9 protein-coding genes are annotated in these 13,657 nt (G+C 75.0%); 4 read left to right on the forward strand and 5 right to left on the reverse strand.

All coding sequences use genetic code 11. From position 1 onward, the window contains the following. The 5 genes from NH602_RS19405 to NH602_RS19425 form a co-directional block, all read right to left on the reverse strand. Window positions 1–4,086: Pls/PosA family non-ribosomal peptide synthetase (locus NH602_RS19405; RefSeq protein ID WP_253068547.1), on the reverse strand; the 4,086-nt coding region annotated here is incomplete at its 3' end. A gap of 241 nt (window positions 4,087–4,327) precedes the next feature. Further along, window positions 4,328–5,257: an alpha/beta hydrolase gene (locus tag NH602_RS19410; RefSeq protein WP_179759889.1), complete on the reverse strand. Its 930-nt coding sequence runs from the start codon at window positions 5,255–5,257 to the stop codon at window positions 4,328–4,330. 67 nt (window positions 5,258–5,324) lie between these two features. Beyond that, on the reverse strand, window positions 5,325–6,053 hold the full coding sequence (locus NH602_RS19415; protein ID WP_100877794.1) for an FAD-binding oxidoreductase: 729 nt from the start codon (window positions 6,051–6,053) through the stop codon (window positions 5,325–5,327). 2 nt (window positions 6,054–6,055) lie between these two features. Then, window positions 6,056–6,661 (reverse strand): sulfite oxidase-like oxidoreductase, encoded by a 606-nt coding sequence (locus tag NH602_RS19420; RefSeq protein WP_253068544.1) that lies wholly within the window; start codon window positions 6,659–6,661, stop codon window positions 6,056–6,058. Between the two features lie 43 nt (window positions 6,662–6,704). After that, window positions 6,705–7,199 (reverse strand): DUF3237 domain-containing protein, encoded by a 495-nt coding sequence (locus tag NH602_RS19425; RefSeq protein ID WP_073574920.1) that lies wholly within the window; start codon window positions 7,197–7,199, stop codon window positions 6,705–6,707. A 259-nt stretch (window positions 7,200–7,458) separates the two neighbouring features. On the opposite strand from NH602_RS19425, the gene NH602_RS19430 reads away from it, so the two are divergent. The 4 genes from NH602_RS19430 to NH602_RS19445 all read left to right on the forward strand — a co-directional run. Next, window positions 7,459–9,390: a methylmalonyl-CoA mutase family protein gene (locus NH602_RS19430; RefSeq protein ID WP_253068545.1), complete on the forward strand. Its 1,932-nt coding sequence runs from the start codon at window positions 7,459–7,461 to the stop codon at window positions 9,388–9,390. Further along, window positions 9,387–11,594 (forward strand): methylmalonyl-CoA mutase, encoded by a 2,208-nt coding sequence (scpA, locus tag NH602_RS19435; protein WP_179759886.1) that lies wholly within the window; start codon window positions 9,387–9,389, stop codon window positions 11,592–11,594. Before NH602_RS19430 ends, scpA begins: the two co-directional genes overlap by 4 nt. A gap of 106 nt (window positions 11,595–11,700) precedes the next feature. Next, window positions 11,701–12,684 carry a methylmalonyl Co-A mutase-associated GTPase MeaB gene (gene meaB, locus NH602_RS19440; protein ID WP_073574919.1) on the forward strand — a complete coding sequence of 328 codons (984 nt, stop codon included), beginning with the start codon at window positions 11,701–11,703 and terminating at the stop codon, window positions 12,682–12,684. A 54-nt stretch (window positions 12,685–12,738) separates the two neighbouring features. After that, on the forward strand, window positions 12,739–13,657 hold a 919-nt coding region (locus NH602_RS19445), incomplete at its 3' end, for a VanZ family protein (RefSeq protein WP_253068546.1).

Below are 13,657 nucleotides of genomic sequence, written 5' to 3' on the forward strand. Positions count from 1 at the left end.
CGCGACCCGCACGGTCCCGGCCACGGTCTCCGGCGCCGCGGCGGGCTGCACGGCGGGCAGCACGGCAGGCGGCACGGCCGGTGCCGCGTCGGCCGGTGCGGCGTCGGGCACCGCGCGGGCGGTGATGCCCCGGTACCGGGAGCCGGGCGGCAGGTGCTCGCCCTTCATCACCAGCGACAGCGGGTCGAGCCGCGCCCCGGCGCCGACCACGGCGTCGTAGAGCACGATCGCCCGGTCCCCGACCGACGCGCCGTCCGCGACCGACACCGTCGACATCTTCATGACCCGGTCCTCGAACAGGTGGGTCTGCAGCGACACGTCCCGCCCGACGACGGCGTCGTCCCCGATCTCCACCAGGTCGTACTCGGTGAGGTAGGTCGTCGACACGCAGGTCCGCCGCCCGATCCGGGCGCCGAGCAGCCGCAGCATCGGCGGCAGCAACGGGGTCCCGGACAGCATGCTCAGCAGCCCGGGCACCGCGGAGGCCTCGTAGAGTCCGGTGACGAACTCCGAGCGGCGCACGAACCGGCTCCACAGCGGCTCGGTCCGCGGCCGGTAGGTGCCCACGACCAGCCACTTCACCGCTGCGACCAGCAGGACCAGCGCGAGCGCCGAGGCGAGCGCCAGCACCGGTGCCGCGAGCACGACCTGCCACGCGGCGCCGGTGCGGGCCACGCCGGACAGCCCCTGCAGGAACAGGTAGATCGACACCGAGATCGCCGAGGCGGGCAGCGTGGCGCGGAGGAACTCGATGCCGAGCCGCTCCGCGACGCGGCGCCGTGAGGGCGTGAACGTCAGCGACTCCGGGTGGTCCCCGGAGTCCTGGCGCACCGGCAGGTGCATCGCCGGGGACCCCAGCCAGGTGGTGTCGTGCGGCACGCCCGACGCCGGGGGCACCGTCGCGACGCCGATCAGCGACTCGTCGCCGAGCGTCGACCCGGCCGGGACGACGGCGGCGTTCCCGACGAACGCGCGCCGCCCCACCAGCGTCGGACGGCGGACCATCCAGCCGTTGTGGAAGGTCGCGCTGCCCACGCTCGCCATGTCCGCGACGAAGCTGCCCTGGGAGATCGTCAGCATCTCCGGGTCGATGTGCGAGGCGGTGGACACCTCCGCGCCGCGCCCGATCCGGGCGCCGAGCAGCCGCAACCAGGCGACCGTGTAGAGCGTCGAGTACAGCGAGTTGGTGTAGCTCAGGCTCATCTCGAGCAGCGTGTCGCCGAACCACTTGCGCAGCCCCAGCGCGGAGCGCGCCGCGAAGACCCCGGGCCCGGTGCGGGGCGCGACGGCCCACCGGCCGACGGCCACCAGTACGCACACCGTCACCACGAACACCGGCCCGACCAGGGCCGCGACGAGCAGGGCGGGGCCGTCGCCGAACAGCAGCAACGACGACCACACCAGCAGCACCGCCGGGACCAGCGCCAGCAGCGACACCAGCTCCAGCGCGACGATCCCGGCCAGCGCGGCCGCCCGCTGCGGCCGCGTCCAGGACGGTGCCGGGCCGCGTTCGGTCAGCTCGGCGACCGCGGCGTCGGCGGCGTCGGGCACCGCGGGGGACCCGGCCCAGTGCTCGGCGGGCGGCACCACCTGGTCCGCGGCGAGCGCGGACTGCTCCCCGACGACGGCGTCCGCGCCGACCACCGCACCCGGTTCGACGACCGCGCTGGCGCCGACGTGGGCGCCCTCGCCGACCGCGATCGGGGCGACGGTCACCCAGCCGTCGGCCAGCGTCCAGGGCCGCAGCGCGGCGCCGTAGCCGACGGTGGCGCCGTCGCCGATCCGCAGCAGCGCGGGCATCGACAGCACCGAGGTGCCCAGGTGCACGTCGCGGCCCACGGTGGCGCCGAGCATCCGCAGGTAGGCCGGGGCGAGCGGACCGCCGGACAGCACCGGCAGCGGTGACATCGACAGCAGCAGGTCCGCGGCCCACAGGCGCAGGTGCACCCGTCCCCACATGGGGTAGCGGCCGGGTGCGACCCGGGCGGTGAGCGCGCGCACCGCGAGCGGGGCGAGCAGCCAACGCTGCAGCAGGAAGATCGCGGTGGCGCCGAGGGCGAGCTGGGCCAGCACGTCCGGGGCGACCCGGCCGCCGTGCCAGGCGTACACCCCGGCCGCGGGCAGGGTCATGACCAGCATCAGCACGAACAGCGCGGCGCCCTGCGCGGTCCCGGCGGCGGAGTAGCGGCGCCGCGAGTGGCGCAGCGGCTCCGGGCGCGGTGGCGGGGGCACGGAGCCGTCGCCGCCGTCGCCCGCCGCGTCGGGGTCCAGTGCCGCGGCCAGGCCGCGGACCGTCGGGTGCTCGTACAGGTCGCGCACCGCGGGGGAGCGGCCGACGCCGCGCTCGCGCAGCAGGGTCACCAGCCGCGCGGCGAGCAGCGAGTGCCCGCCGAGCTCGTCGAAGAAGTCGGCGGTGACCGAGACCTGGCCGGCGTCGAGCGCCAGCACCTCGGCGAGCACCGCCCGGACCCCGGTCTCCAGCTCCGTCGACGGCTCGACGTGCGGGCCGTGGGTCACCACGATCCGCGGCCCGGACGGGGCCGGCAGCTTCGGCCGGTCGACCTTGCCGCTGGGCATCATCGGCAGCGCGTCGAGCACCTCGAGGTAGCCCGGCACCATGTACTCGGGCAGCCGGGTCCGCAGCAGCTCGTGCAGCGCCGCCCGGTCCACCGGCCCGCCCGGCCCGGCGGCCGGGACGACGTAGACGGTGAGCTCCTCGCCCGTGCCGTCGTCGGTCCTCGCGACCGCGGCCACGGCGCTCTCCACGTCGGCGTGCTCCAGGGCGACGGTCTCGATCTCGCCCAGGTCGACGCGGTGCCCGCGGATCTTGACCTCGTCGTCGGCGCGGCCCAGGTAGACGATCTCTCCGTGCTCGTCGAACCGGGCGAGGTCACCGGTGCGGTAGAGCCGCCCGTCGCCGTCAGCCGGCGCCGCGGGGTGGCGGACGAACCGGTCCGCGGTCTTCTCCGGCAGGTTGACGTAGCCGATGCCGACCCCGGGGCCGCCGATGCAGAGCTCGCCGACCTCGCCGCGGGGGACCTCGCGCAGGGTGTCGTCGAGGATCACCGCGGAGTAGGTCGGCACCGGGCGCCCGATCGTGACCGGCTTCCCCGGGTGCAGCTCGCCCCAGGTGCAGGTCACGGTGGTCTCGGTGGGGCCGTAGGTGTTGAGCATCCGCCGCCCGGGGCGCGCCCAGCGCTCCACCAGGCCGGCCGGGCAGGCCTCGCCGCCGACGAGCAGGGTGCGCAGCGCGGGCAGCTCCCGCGGGATCGTCGCCAGCAGGGTCGGCACGCAGCACAGCACGGTGACGCCGGTGCCGGCGAGGAAGTCGCCCAGCTCCGCGCCGATCCGGCGCGAGTCCGTCGGCCCGACGACGAGCGTCGCCCCGGCCGCGAAGGTCGGCCAGATCTCCTCGATCGAGAAGTCGAAGGAGATCGTCATGCCCTGGTAGACGCGGTCGTGCGGGCGGACGTCGTAGACGCGGGTGATGACGTGCACGAAGTTGCAGATGCTCGGGTGGGCGATCGCGACGCCCTTGGGTCGCCCGCTGGAGCCCGAGGTGTAGATGATGTAGGCCAGCGGCGCCGGGTCCGGGTCGGGGGCGACCGGGGCGAGCGGGTGACGGGGGAGCGCGGCGACGGCGTCGACGCAGGTGTCGAGCAGCACCAGCCCGGGCGTGGGCAGCTCGCCCGCCAGGTCCGAGGTGGTGACCAGCAGGTCCAGCCCGGCGTCGTCGCGGATGTAGCCGACCCGGTCCGCCGGGGCGGCCGGGTCGATCGGGACGAATGCGGCGCCGGTCTTGCCGATCGCCAGCAGCACCGCGTAGGTCCGCCAGGTCCGGTGCAGCAGGATCCCGACGCGCCGGCCCGGGCCCGCGCCGAGCCCGGCCAGGTGGCGGGCGAGCTGGTTCGCGCGCGCGTCCAGCTCGGCGTAGGTCAGCTCCAGGCCGCCGTCCTGCAGCGCGACCGCCCGTGGTGTCCGGGCGACCGTGGCCTCGAAGAACCGGTACAGGCGGTCCGGGTGCCGCGCGGGCGCACCGGCCGGGGCCGGGCGCGCCACGGCGACCCCCGCGCGGGGCGGGGACATCGTCACGTGCCGTCATCTCCCTACACGGCGACGGAACGCTTCCTCCGGTCCAGCGGGGGAGCACCCTGTGGGTTCAGGGGTACGGACCGGTGAGGCCGCCGTGGTCCCCCGTGACATCGCCACGGGGGAGGGGGCCTGTTACGGCGAGCGAGTAAGCGATAGGTGCTCAGTTTTACGGAGTGTGGCCGCTCACAGGTGGTGCTGCCCCAGCCGGGGCCTCCGGGTCCTCCGTCCGGCTCAGTCAGGCGACGGCGAGCGAGCGGCGGAGGAAGTCCACCTGTGCGGTCACGGACCGCTCGAACATCGCGCCGAGGTAGATGTCGAAGTGCCCGCACGGCAGCTCCAGCACCTCCGAGCCCGCCCCGGCCCGCGCGGCCACCGCGCGCACCGACGCGGGTGGCGCGATCGAGTCCCGCGCCGCGACGACGACGAGGATCGGCGCCCGCAGTCGCGCCGCCGCCGTCACCGGGCGGTTCAGCGGGATCCGCAGCGCGCCCCGGGCCCGCATGGTGTTGCGGAACCCGGGCCCGGTGATCGAGGAGTAGCCGCTCTCGGCGTCGTGCGAGGTGATCGCCGCGGTCGACCCGGGCGGTCCGAATACCGCGATCCGGTGCGGCGGGCGTCCGAGCAGCCCGGCGGCGGCGTCGCGCAGCCCGTGCCCGGTGAGGCGGGCCAGCTGCCCGGGTCCGGCGTAGCGCAGGATCTCCAGCAGCGCGGCGGTCCCGTCCATCGCCGCACCCTGGGAGATCACCGCGGCGACCCGGCCGTCGCGGGCGGCGACCGGGACGACGTGCCCGCCGGAGTACGAGCTGCCCCACAGCACGATCCGCTCGGGGTCGACGCCGGGCAGCGTGCGGGCGTGCGCGATCGCGGCGTGGTAGTCGGCGCGGTGCCTGCCGTGGTGGACGTCCTGGTCCAGGCGGGGATCGCCGGTGCCGTCCGAGGCGCCGAACCCGCGGTAGTCGAACACGAGCACCGCGCAGCCCGCAGCGGCGAAACGCTGCGCGAAGGGCAGCAGCCCGGAGTCGCGGGTGGCGCCGAAGCCATGCGCCATGACCACGCAGGGGCGGCCGCGGTCGTTCGCGAGCGCGTCGCCGACCGGGGCGAGGTGCCAGGCCGCACAGCGCAGCCCGCCGCTCGGGAACGACGTCTCGGCGGGGGTGACGGTCATCGTCGGCTCCTGCGGTGCGCGGGCGGGGCGGCGTCATCCTGCCGCACCCCCGCGGCGGGCCGCAGGGTCAGGCCCCGGTCGGGCCGAACTGCTCGATCCGGATCGCGTGGTCGGGGACCCCGGCGGCGGCGAGCAGGTCGGCCGCCGCGGCGGCGAAGGCGGGGGAGCCGCACACGAACGCGGTCTCCCCGCCGCGGACGAGCGGGGCCAGGTCGTCGAGGGTGAGCCGGCCCGCCGGGCGGACCGCGCCGGGTGGGGCGGTCCGGGTGAACACCGTGGTGACCGGGGGCCCGGTGAGCTCCTCGCCGTAGAACAGGTCGTCGGGGGTGCGGACCGAGACCAGCATCCGGACCAGGTCGGGACGGCCGGTGGCGCGGGCGTGGCGCAGCATCGCGGCCAGCGGGACCTGGCCGGAGCCGCCGCCGACCAGCAGCGCGGGGGAGACCCCGTCCCAGGCGAACCAGCCGCCGACCGGGCCGCGGACCTCCAGCACGTCCCCGACGACGACGACGTCGTGCAGGAACTCCGACACCTCACCGTCGTCGAGACGTTCGACGGTCAGCGCGATCTCCGGCCGCCCGTCGGGAGCGGAGGCCACCGAGTAGCTGCGCTGTGCGGTGTAGCCGTCCTCGGCGGTCAGGCGCAGCACGTAGTACTGGCCCGGCAGGTGCGTGGCGGGCTCGGCCAGGCCGAGCCGGAACGTCCGCACCCCCGGGGCCTCGTCGTGCACCGACAGCACGGTCGCGGTCTGCCAGCGCAGGGTCCGGCGAGGGGTGGTGGCCGGGGTGGTGTCCACGGTCAGTCGCCCTGGAAGCGCTGCTCGGACCACGGGTCGCCGCGGTCGTGGTAGCCGTTGCGCTCCCAGAAACCGGGCTCGTCCTCGGCGGTCAGGCGCAGACCGGCGACCCACTTCGCGCTCTTCCAGAAGTACAGGTGCGGCACGAGCAGCCGCGCCGGGCCGCCGTGCTCGCGGGTCAGCGGCGCACCCTGCGCCTCGAACGCCAGCCTCGCCCGGCCGCCGGTGAGGTCGGACAGCGGCATGTTGGTGGTGTATCCCGAGTGCGAGTGCGCGACGGCGAACCGTGCCTCCGGCAGCGGCCCCGCGGTCTCCAGCAGCGTGTCGACCGCGACCCCGCTCCAGCGCATCCCGAACTTCGACCAGGTGGTGACGCAGTGGATGTCGCCGTCCCAGCGTTCGCGGGGCAGGGCGCGGATCTCGTCCCAGGTCCACTCGACCGGGCGCTCGACGAGGCCGTCGATGCGGAAGGTCCAGCGGGCGGTGTCCAGGGTGGGGGCGCGCTCGGCGGTCAGCACCGGCCACTGGTCACCGGCGTCGTACTGGCCGGGTGGCAGCCGCCGGTCCCGCGGCCTGCGCCCGACGAATCCTCGGGTCACGGGGGGCATGCCGATCACAATGCACCCCCACCCCCGGTTGTTCCCACCCGTCTCAGGTCACGAGGTAGGCGTCGTAGGCGACCGCGTCGGCGGTGCGGACCGCGGAGCCGACGAGCACCGCGGTGTTGAGCCAGGCCAGGTCCGGGTCGGCGGTCCGGGCGTCGACGACGACCCGGAAGTAGTAGCGGGCCGGGTCGACGGGCTCCCCGGCGAGCAGCGCGTCGAGGACCGGGGCCGGACCGGTGCGGTAGCCCGCCGTGGCCAGCTGCAGCAGGTGCCCCGACCGCAGCGCCACGGTGTAACGGGTGTCGATCACGGCGGTGCCGTCGTCGAGCACCCGCTGGCGGTCGGCCCCGCCGCGGAGCACCTCGCCGTGCAGGCCCTCGCCGTCGCGGCCGGGTCCGGAGACCGTGCCGCCCACGATGGGGATCTCCCGCTCCCGGCCGAACGGGGTCCGGCCGACCTCCAGCGGCGGGTCGAGCAGGACGTGGACGCGGGCGACCGGGGTCAGCCCGGGGACGGCGGGTGCGGGTCCGGGAGTCGACACGGCCCCAGACTGGCGTCCGGGGCCGCCCGGGGCTACCCGTGAGGACTACCGGCGGGGAACCGCCGGGTGTACGCCGCGAGACCCCCGGACGGTCCCGTTGCGCCAGTCGGGTGCATCACAGGCCGTGCGCGCCTCGCCACAGCGCATGCCCCCGGCGGCACCGGCTCACTAGACTCCGCTGCACTTCGGTGGCGTCGACGACGGCGCCATCCGGCGGGCAACGAGGCCGCCCCGCGGGCCGGTGAGGAGAACAGAGCGGATGACGGACAGTGACCGCAGCGCGGTCGACCGCGCAGCCGGTCCGGAGGGCTCTGCCGTGGACGGTCCGGTGGAGCCGGAGGAGCTGGTCCTGGCCGGCGGCTTCGACCCGGTCAGCCGTGACCAGTGGCTCGCCGCCGCGGACGCGGTGGTGCGCAAGTCGGGCCGGATCGGCGAGGACGCCGAGCTCGGGGCCGGGGTCGAGACCCTGACCCGCACCTCACCCGACGGCATCCGTGTCGCGCCGCTCTACGCCGACGAGGACACCACCGACCTGCCGCCCACCGGCGTGCCGGGGTCGTGGCCGTTCACCCGCGGCGCCCGCACCGACGGGCACGTACCCGACGGCTGGGACATCCGCCAGCGCCACGCCGGCACCGATCCGGCGGCCGTCCGCGAGGCCGTGCTGGCCGACCTGGAGTGCGGCGTCACCTCGGTGTGGCTGCGCGTGGGCGAGGGCGGCGTCGCCGTCGCCGACCTGGCCCGCGCCCTGGAGGGCGTGCACCTGGACCTGGCCGGGGTCGCCCTGGACGCCGGGACCGAGCAGGTCGCCGCCGCGCACGCCTACCTGGACCTGGCCGCGCGCAACGGCGTCGAGGACGCCGAGCTGCTCGGCTCGCTGGGCGTGGACCCGATCGGGCTGCGCGCCCGCGCGGGGTCCGGCCCGGACGTCGGCTCGGTCGTCGAGGTCGCCCGCCGCGTCCACGGCACCTTCGACAAGGTCACCGCGATCACCGTCGACGCGACCGTGATCCGCGAGGCGGGCGGCTCCGACGCCCAGGAGCTGGGCTGGTCCCTGGCCGCGGGCGTCGCCTACCTGCGGGCGCTCGACGCGGCCGGGATCGCCGTCGCCGACGCGGCGCGGCTGCTCGAGTTCCGCTACGCCGCCACCCCCGAGCAGTTCCCGACGATCGCCGCCCTGCGCGCCGGGCGGCGGCTGTGGGCCCGGGTGCTGGAGGCCTCCGGCGTCACCGACGTGCCGCAGACCCAGCACGCCACCGTCCCCGAGGCGCTGTTCACCCGCCGCGACCCGTGGGTCAACATGCTCCGCGGCACCGTCGCCGGGTTCGCCGCGGGAGTCGGCGGGGCCGACGCGGTCACCGTGCCGCCCTTCGACGCCGCCCTCGGCGTCGCCGAGCCGTTCTCCCGCCGCATCGCCCGCAACACCCAGAACCTGCTCGTGGAGGAGGCGCACCTGGCGCGGGTCATCGACCCGGGCGGCGGCTCCTGGTACGTCGAGCACCTCACCGACGACCTCGCCCGGCCGGCCTGGGAGTTCTTCGTCGAGATCGAGGCCGCGGGCGGGGCCGTCGCCGCCCTCGACTCCGGCCTGGTCGCCGAGCGGGTCGGCGAGGTCCGCGCCCGCCGCGAGGCCGACGTCGCGAAGCGGAGGACGCCGCTCACCGGCGTCTCGGAGTTCCCCGACCTGAACGAGAAGCCGGTCGAGCGCACCCCGCTGCCGCCGGCCGTCGAGCGTGGGGGACTTCCGCTCTACCGCCCCGCCGAGGCCTACGAGGCCCACCGGGACCGCTCCGACGCGCTGCTGGGCGAGACGGGCACGCGCCCCACCGCCTTCCTCGCCACCCTCGGCCCGCTCGCGGTCTACACCGCCCGCGCCGGGTTCACCCGCAACCTGCTGGCCGCCGGTGGCGTCGACACCGTCGACGCCGGCCCGACCGACTCCACCGCCGACGTCGTCGACGCCTACGGCAAGGACGGGACGCCGGTCGTGGTGCTCTGCTCCTCGGACACGGTCTACGACGAGCGCGCCGCCGAGACCGCCGCCGCGCTGCGCGAGGCCGGTGCCGCGCGCATCCTGCTCGCGGGGAAGCCGAAGGACGAGGTGCCCGGCGTCGACGGCCACCTGTTCGCCGGCTGCGACGCCCTCGCCGTCCTCGACGACGTGTACACCCACCTGGAGGGCTCGAAGTGAGCATTCCCGACTTCACCGGCGTGCCGCTGCTGGGCGACACCACCCCCGCGACCACCTGGACCGGCTCCGCCGACGTCTGGGAGGCGCCGGAGGGGATCGGCGTCAAGCCGCTCTACACCGCCGACGACCTCGCCGGCGTCGACTTCCTGCACACCTACCCGGGCATCACCCCGTACCTGCGCGGGCCGTACCCGACGATGTACACCAACCAGCCGTGGACGGTGCGCCAGTACGCCGGGTTCTCCACCGCCGCGGAGTCGAACGCGTTCTACCGGCGCAACCTCGCCGCCGGGCAGAAGGGCCTGTCGATCGCGTTCGACCTGGCCACCCACCGCGGCTACGACTCCGACCACCCGCGCGTCGCCGGCGACGTCGGCATGGCCGGGGTCGCGATCGACTCGATCCTCGACATGCGCCAGCTCTTCGACGGCATCCCGCTGGACAAGATGTCGGTGTCGATGACGATGAACGGCGCCGTGCTCCCGGTGCTCGCGCTCTACATCGTCGCCGCCGAGGAACAGGGCGTGAGCCCGGAGAAGCTGACCGGAACCATTCAGAACGACATTCTGAAGGAGTTCATGGTCCGCAACACCTACATCTACCCGCCGCAGCCGTCGATGCAGATCATCTCCGACATCTTCGGCTTCACCAGCCGCGAGATGCCGAAGTTCAACTCGATCTCCATCTCCGGGTACCACATCCAGGAGGCGGGGGCGACCAACGACCTGGAGCTCGCCTACACCCTCGCCGACGGCGTGGAGTACCTGCGGGCAGGTGTCGACGCCGGGCTGGACATCGACAAGTTCGCCCCGCGGCTGAGCTTCTTCTGGGCGATCGGCATGAACTTCTTCATGGAGGTCGCCAAGATGCGGGCCGCACGCCTGCTCTGGTCCAAGCTCGTGAACCGGTTCGAGCCGCAGAACGCCAAGTCGCTGAGCCTGCGTACGCACTCGCAGACCTCCGGCTGGTCGCTGACCGCGCAGGACGTCTACAACAACGTCGTCCGCACCTGCGTCGAGGCGATGGCCGCCACCCAGGGCCACACCCAGTCGCTGCACACCAACGCCCTCGACGAGGCCCTCGCACTGCCGACGGACTTCTCCGCGCGGATCGCGCGCAACACCCAGCTGCTGCTGCAGCAGGAGTCGGGCACCACGAACGTCGTCGACCCGTGGGGCGGCTCGTACTACGTGGAGAAGCTCACCTACGACCTCGCGAAGCGGGCGTGGGCGCACATCGACGAGGTCGAGAAGGCCGGCGGCATGGCCCAGGCCATCGACGCCGGCATCCCCAAGATGCGCGTCGAGGAGGCCGCGGCCCGCACCCAGGCCCGGATCGACTCGGGCCGCCAGCCGGTGATCGGCGTCAACAAGTACGTCGTCGAGGCCGACGAGCAGATCGACGTGCTCAAGGTCGACAACGCGAACGTGCGCCGCGAGCAGCTCGAGAAGCTCGCCCGGCTCCGCGCCGAGCGCGACGACCGCGCCGTCGACGAGGCTCTGCGCGCGCTCACCGGCGCCGCGGAGAAGATCGCCGAGGGCTCGTCGCGCTCCGACGACGAGAACCTGCTCCGGCTGGCCGTGAACGCGGCCCGCGACCAGGCCACGGTCGGGGAGATCTCCGACGCACTCGAGAAGGTCTTCGGGCGCCACGCCGGACAGATCCGCATCATCTCCGGTGTGTACTCCGCCGAGGCCGGGCAGAACCCGGCGATCGACCGCGCCCGCGAGCTCGTCTCCGAGTTCGCCGGCCACGAGGGCCGCCAACCCCGCATCCTGGTCGCGAAGATGGGCCAGGACGGCCACGACCGCGGCCAGAAGGTCATCTCGACCGCGTTCGCCGACATCGGCTTCGACGTCGACGTCGGGCCGCTGTTCCAGACCCCGGCCGAGGTCGCGAAGCAGGCCGCCGAGTCCGACGTGCACGTGATCGGCGCCAGCTCGCTGGCCGCCGGGCACCTCACGCTGGTCCCGGAGCTGCGCCGCGAGCTCGCCGAGCTGGGGCGCGACGACATCATGGTCGTCGTCGGCGGGGTCATCCCGCCCGCGGACGTGCCGGAGCTGCTGGAGATGGGCGCGGCCGCGGTGTTCCCGCCCGGCACGGTCATCGCCGAGGCCGCGGTCGACCTGCTCGGCAAGCTGGCCGCCGCGCTCGGTCACGACGAGCCGGACACGTCCGCCCCCGGCAGCGTCTACGCCGACTGAGCCACCGCCGCCGTCACGGTGGCTCGTCATCGTGCCGCCGTCGCCGCGCCCGGTGCGCCCACCCGCGCACCGGGCGCGGTGCCGACCCGCAAGGAGAGTCCCGCCGATGGCCCCTCGCGTCCCCGACCCCGCGGAGCTCGCCCGCGGGGTCCTGGCCGGCGACCGCACCCTGCTCGCCCGGGCGATCACCCTGGTCGAGTCCAGCAGGCCCGACCACCAGCGGGCCGCCCAGGAGCTGCTCCTGGAGCTGACCCCGAAGGCCGGGCACGCGGTGCGGGTCGGCATCTCGGGGGTACCCGGGGTCGGGAAGTCGACATTCATCGAGGCGATGGGCTCCACGCTCACCGCCCGCGGCCACCGGGTGGCGGTCCTCGCCGTCGACCCGTCGTCCACCCGTACCCGCGGGTCCATCCTGGGTGACAAGACCCGGATGCCGCGCCTGGCCGTCGACCCGCACGCGTTCGTGCGGCCGTCGCCGTCGGCGGGCACGCTCGGCGGGGTCGCCCGCCGCACCCGGGAGACGATGGTCGTCATGGAGGCCGCCGGGTTCGACGTCGTCCTCGTCGAGACCGTCGGGGTCGGCCAGTCCGAGACCGCCGTCGCCGGGATGGTCGACACCTTCCTGTTCCTCACCATCGCCCGCACCGGCGACGCGCTGCAGGGGATCAAGAAGGGCATCCTGGAGCTCGCCGACGTCGTCGCCGTGAACAAGGCCGACGGCCCGCACGAGCGCGACGCCCGCGCCGCGGCCCGCGAGCTCGCCGGCGCGCTGCACATGATGACCCCCACCTCGGCGCACTGGCGCACCCCGGTGCTGTCCTGCTCCGCGCAGACCGGGAAGGGCCTGGACACCGTGTGGGAGAAGGTCACCGCCCACCGCGAGGCCCTCGACAAGGGCGGTGAGCTCGCGACCCGGCGCGCCGACCAGCAGGTCGAGTGGATGTGGCAGATGGTGCGCGACCGGCTCATGGACCGGGTGCTGCACGACCCGGCGACGGCCGAGCGGCTCCCGAAGCTCACCGCCGAGGTCCGCGACGGCGGGCTCACCCCCACCCTCGCCGCCCAGCAGATCCTCGACGTCCTGGGCTGAACCACCCGTTTCGGTCCCCGGGCGCACCCCGGACGATCGCTAACGTCGGCGACCGTGAACGACCGGATCATCCCCGGGGTGCTCGCGATCGGGCTCGGGTCGGCGCTGGTGCTCGCCGTGCTCGTCCCCGCCGTCGCGCTGACCTACCGCCGCCGCGGTCGCTTCGGGCCCGGCGAGCTGGCCGTGCTCGTCGCCGTCCCGGTGTACGGGCTGGCGGTCCTCGGCTACACCCTGCTCCCGCTGCCCCAGGTCGACGCGGCGTTCTGCGCCGAACGCACCGCGGCGGACTCGCTGCAGACCCGGCCGTTCGCCTTCGTCGGCGACGTCACCCGGATCGCCGCCCGCCAGGACTCGACCGGGGTGCGGGCCTGGCTCGCGAACGCCGCGGTGCAGCAGGTGGTGCTCAACGTGGCGCTGTTCGCGCCGCTGGGCTGGTTCCTCCGCGGGGTGTTCCGCCGCTCGCTACCGGTCACCGTGGCCGCCGGGCTCGCGGTGTCCCTGCTCGTCGAGGCCACCCAGTACACCGGCAACTGGTTCCTGTTCCCGTGCGCCTACCGGCTCGCCGACGTCGACGACCTGATCGCCAACACCGCGGGCGCGTTGCTCGGCGGTCTCGCCGCCGCCCTGGTGCGGCCCCGCTCGTGGGACGCGGGCGCCGACCCCGACCGGCCGGCCCCGGTGACGGCCGGGCGCCGGCTGCTCGGAGCCCTCTGCGACCTGGCGGCGGTCTGGGTGACCGGGTCCCTGCTCGGCTCGCTGCTGCTCGCCGGGACCGCGCTCACCGGGTACACCGGCGGGCCACTGCCCGACTGGTTCGACACCGCGAACACCGTCCTCGGGTTCTGGCTGCCGCTGCTGGTGTTCCTGGTGGTGCCCCTGGTGGGGCGCGGCGGCACCGTCGGCCAGCGGGCGGTGCGGCTGCGGCCTGCGCTGCCCGGCGGCCGCGTCCCCGGCCGCGGACGCCGCCTCGCCC

This window comes from Pseudonocardia sp. McavD-2-B, assembly GCF_024124365.1.
GTDB classification, from domain to species: domain Bacteria; phylum Actinomycetota; class Actinomycetes; order Mycobacteriales; family Pseudonocardiaceae; genus Pseudonocardia; species Pseudonocardia alni.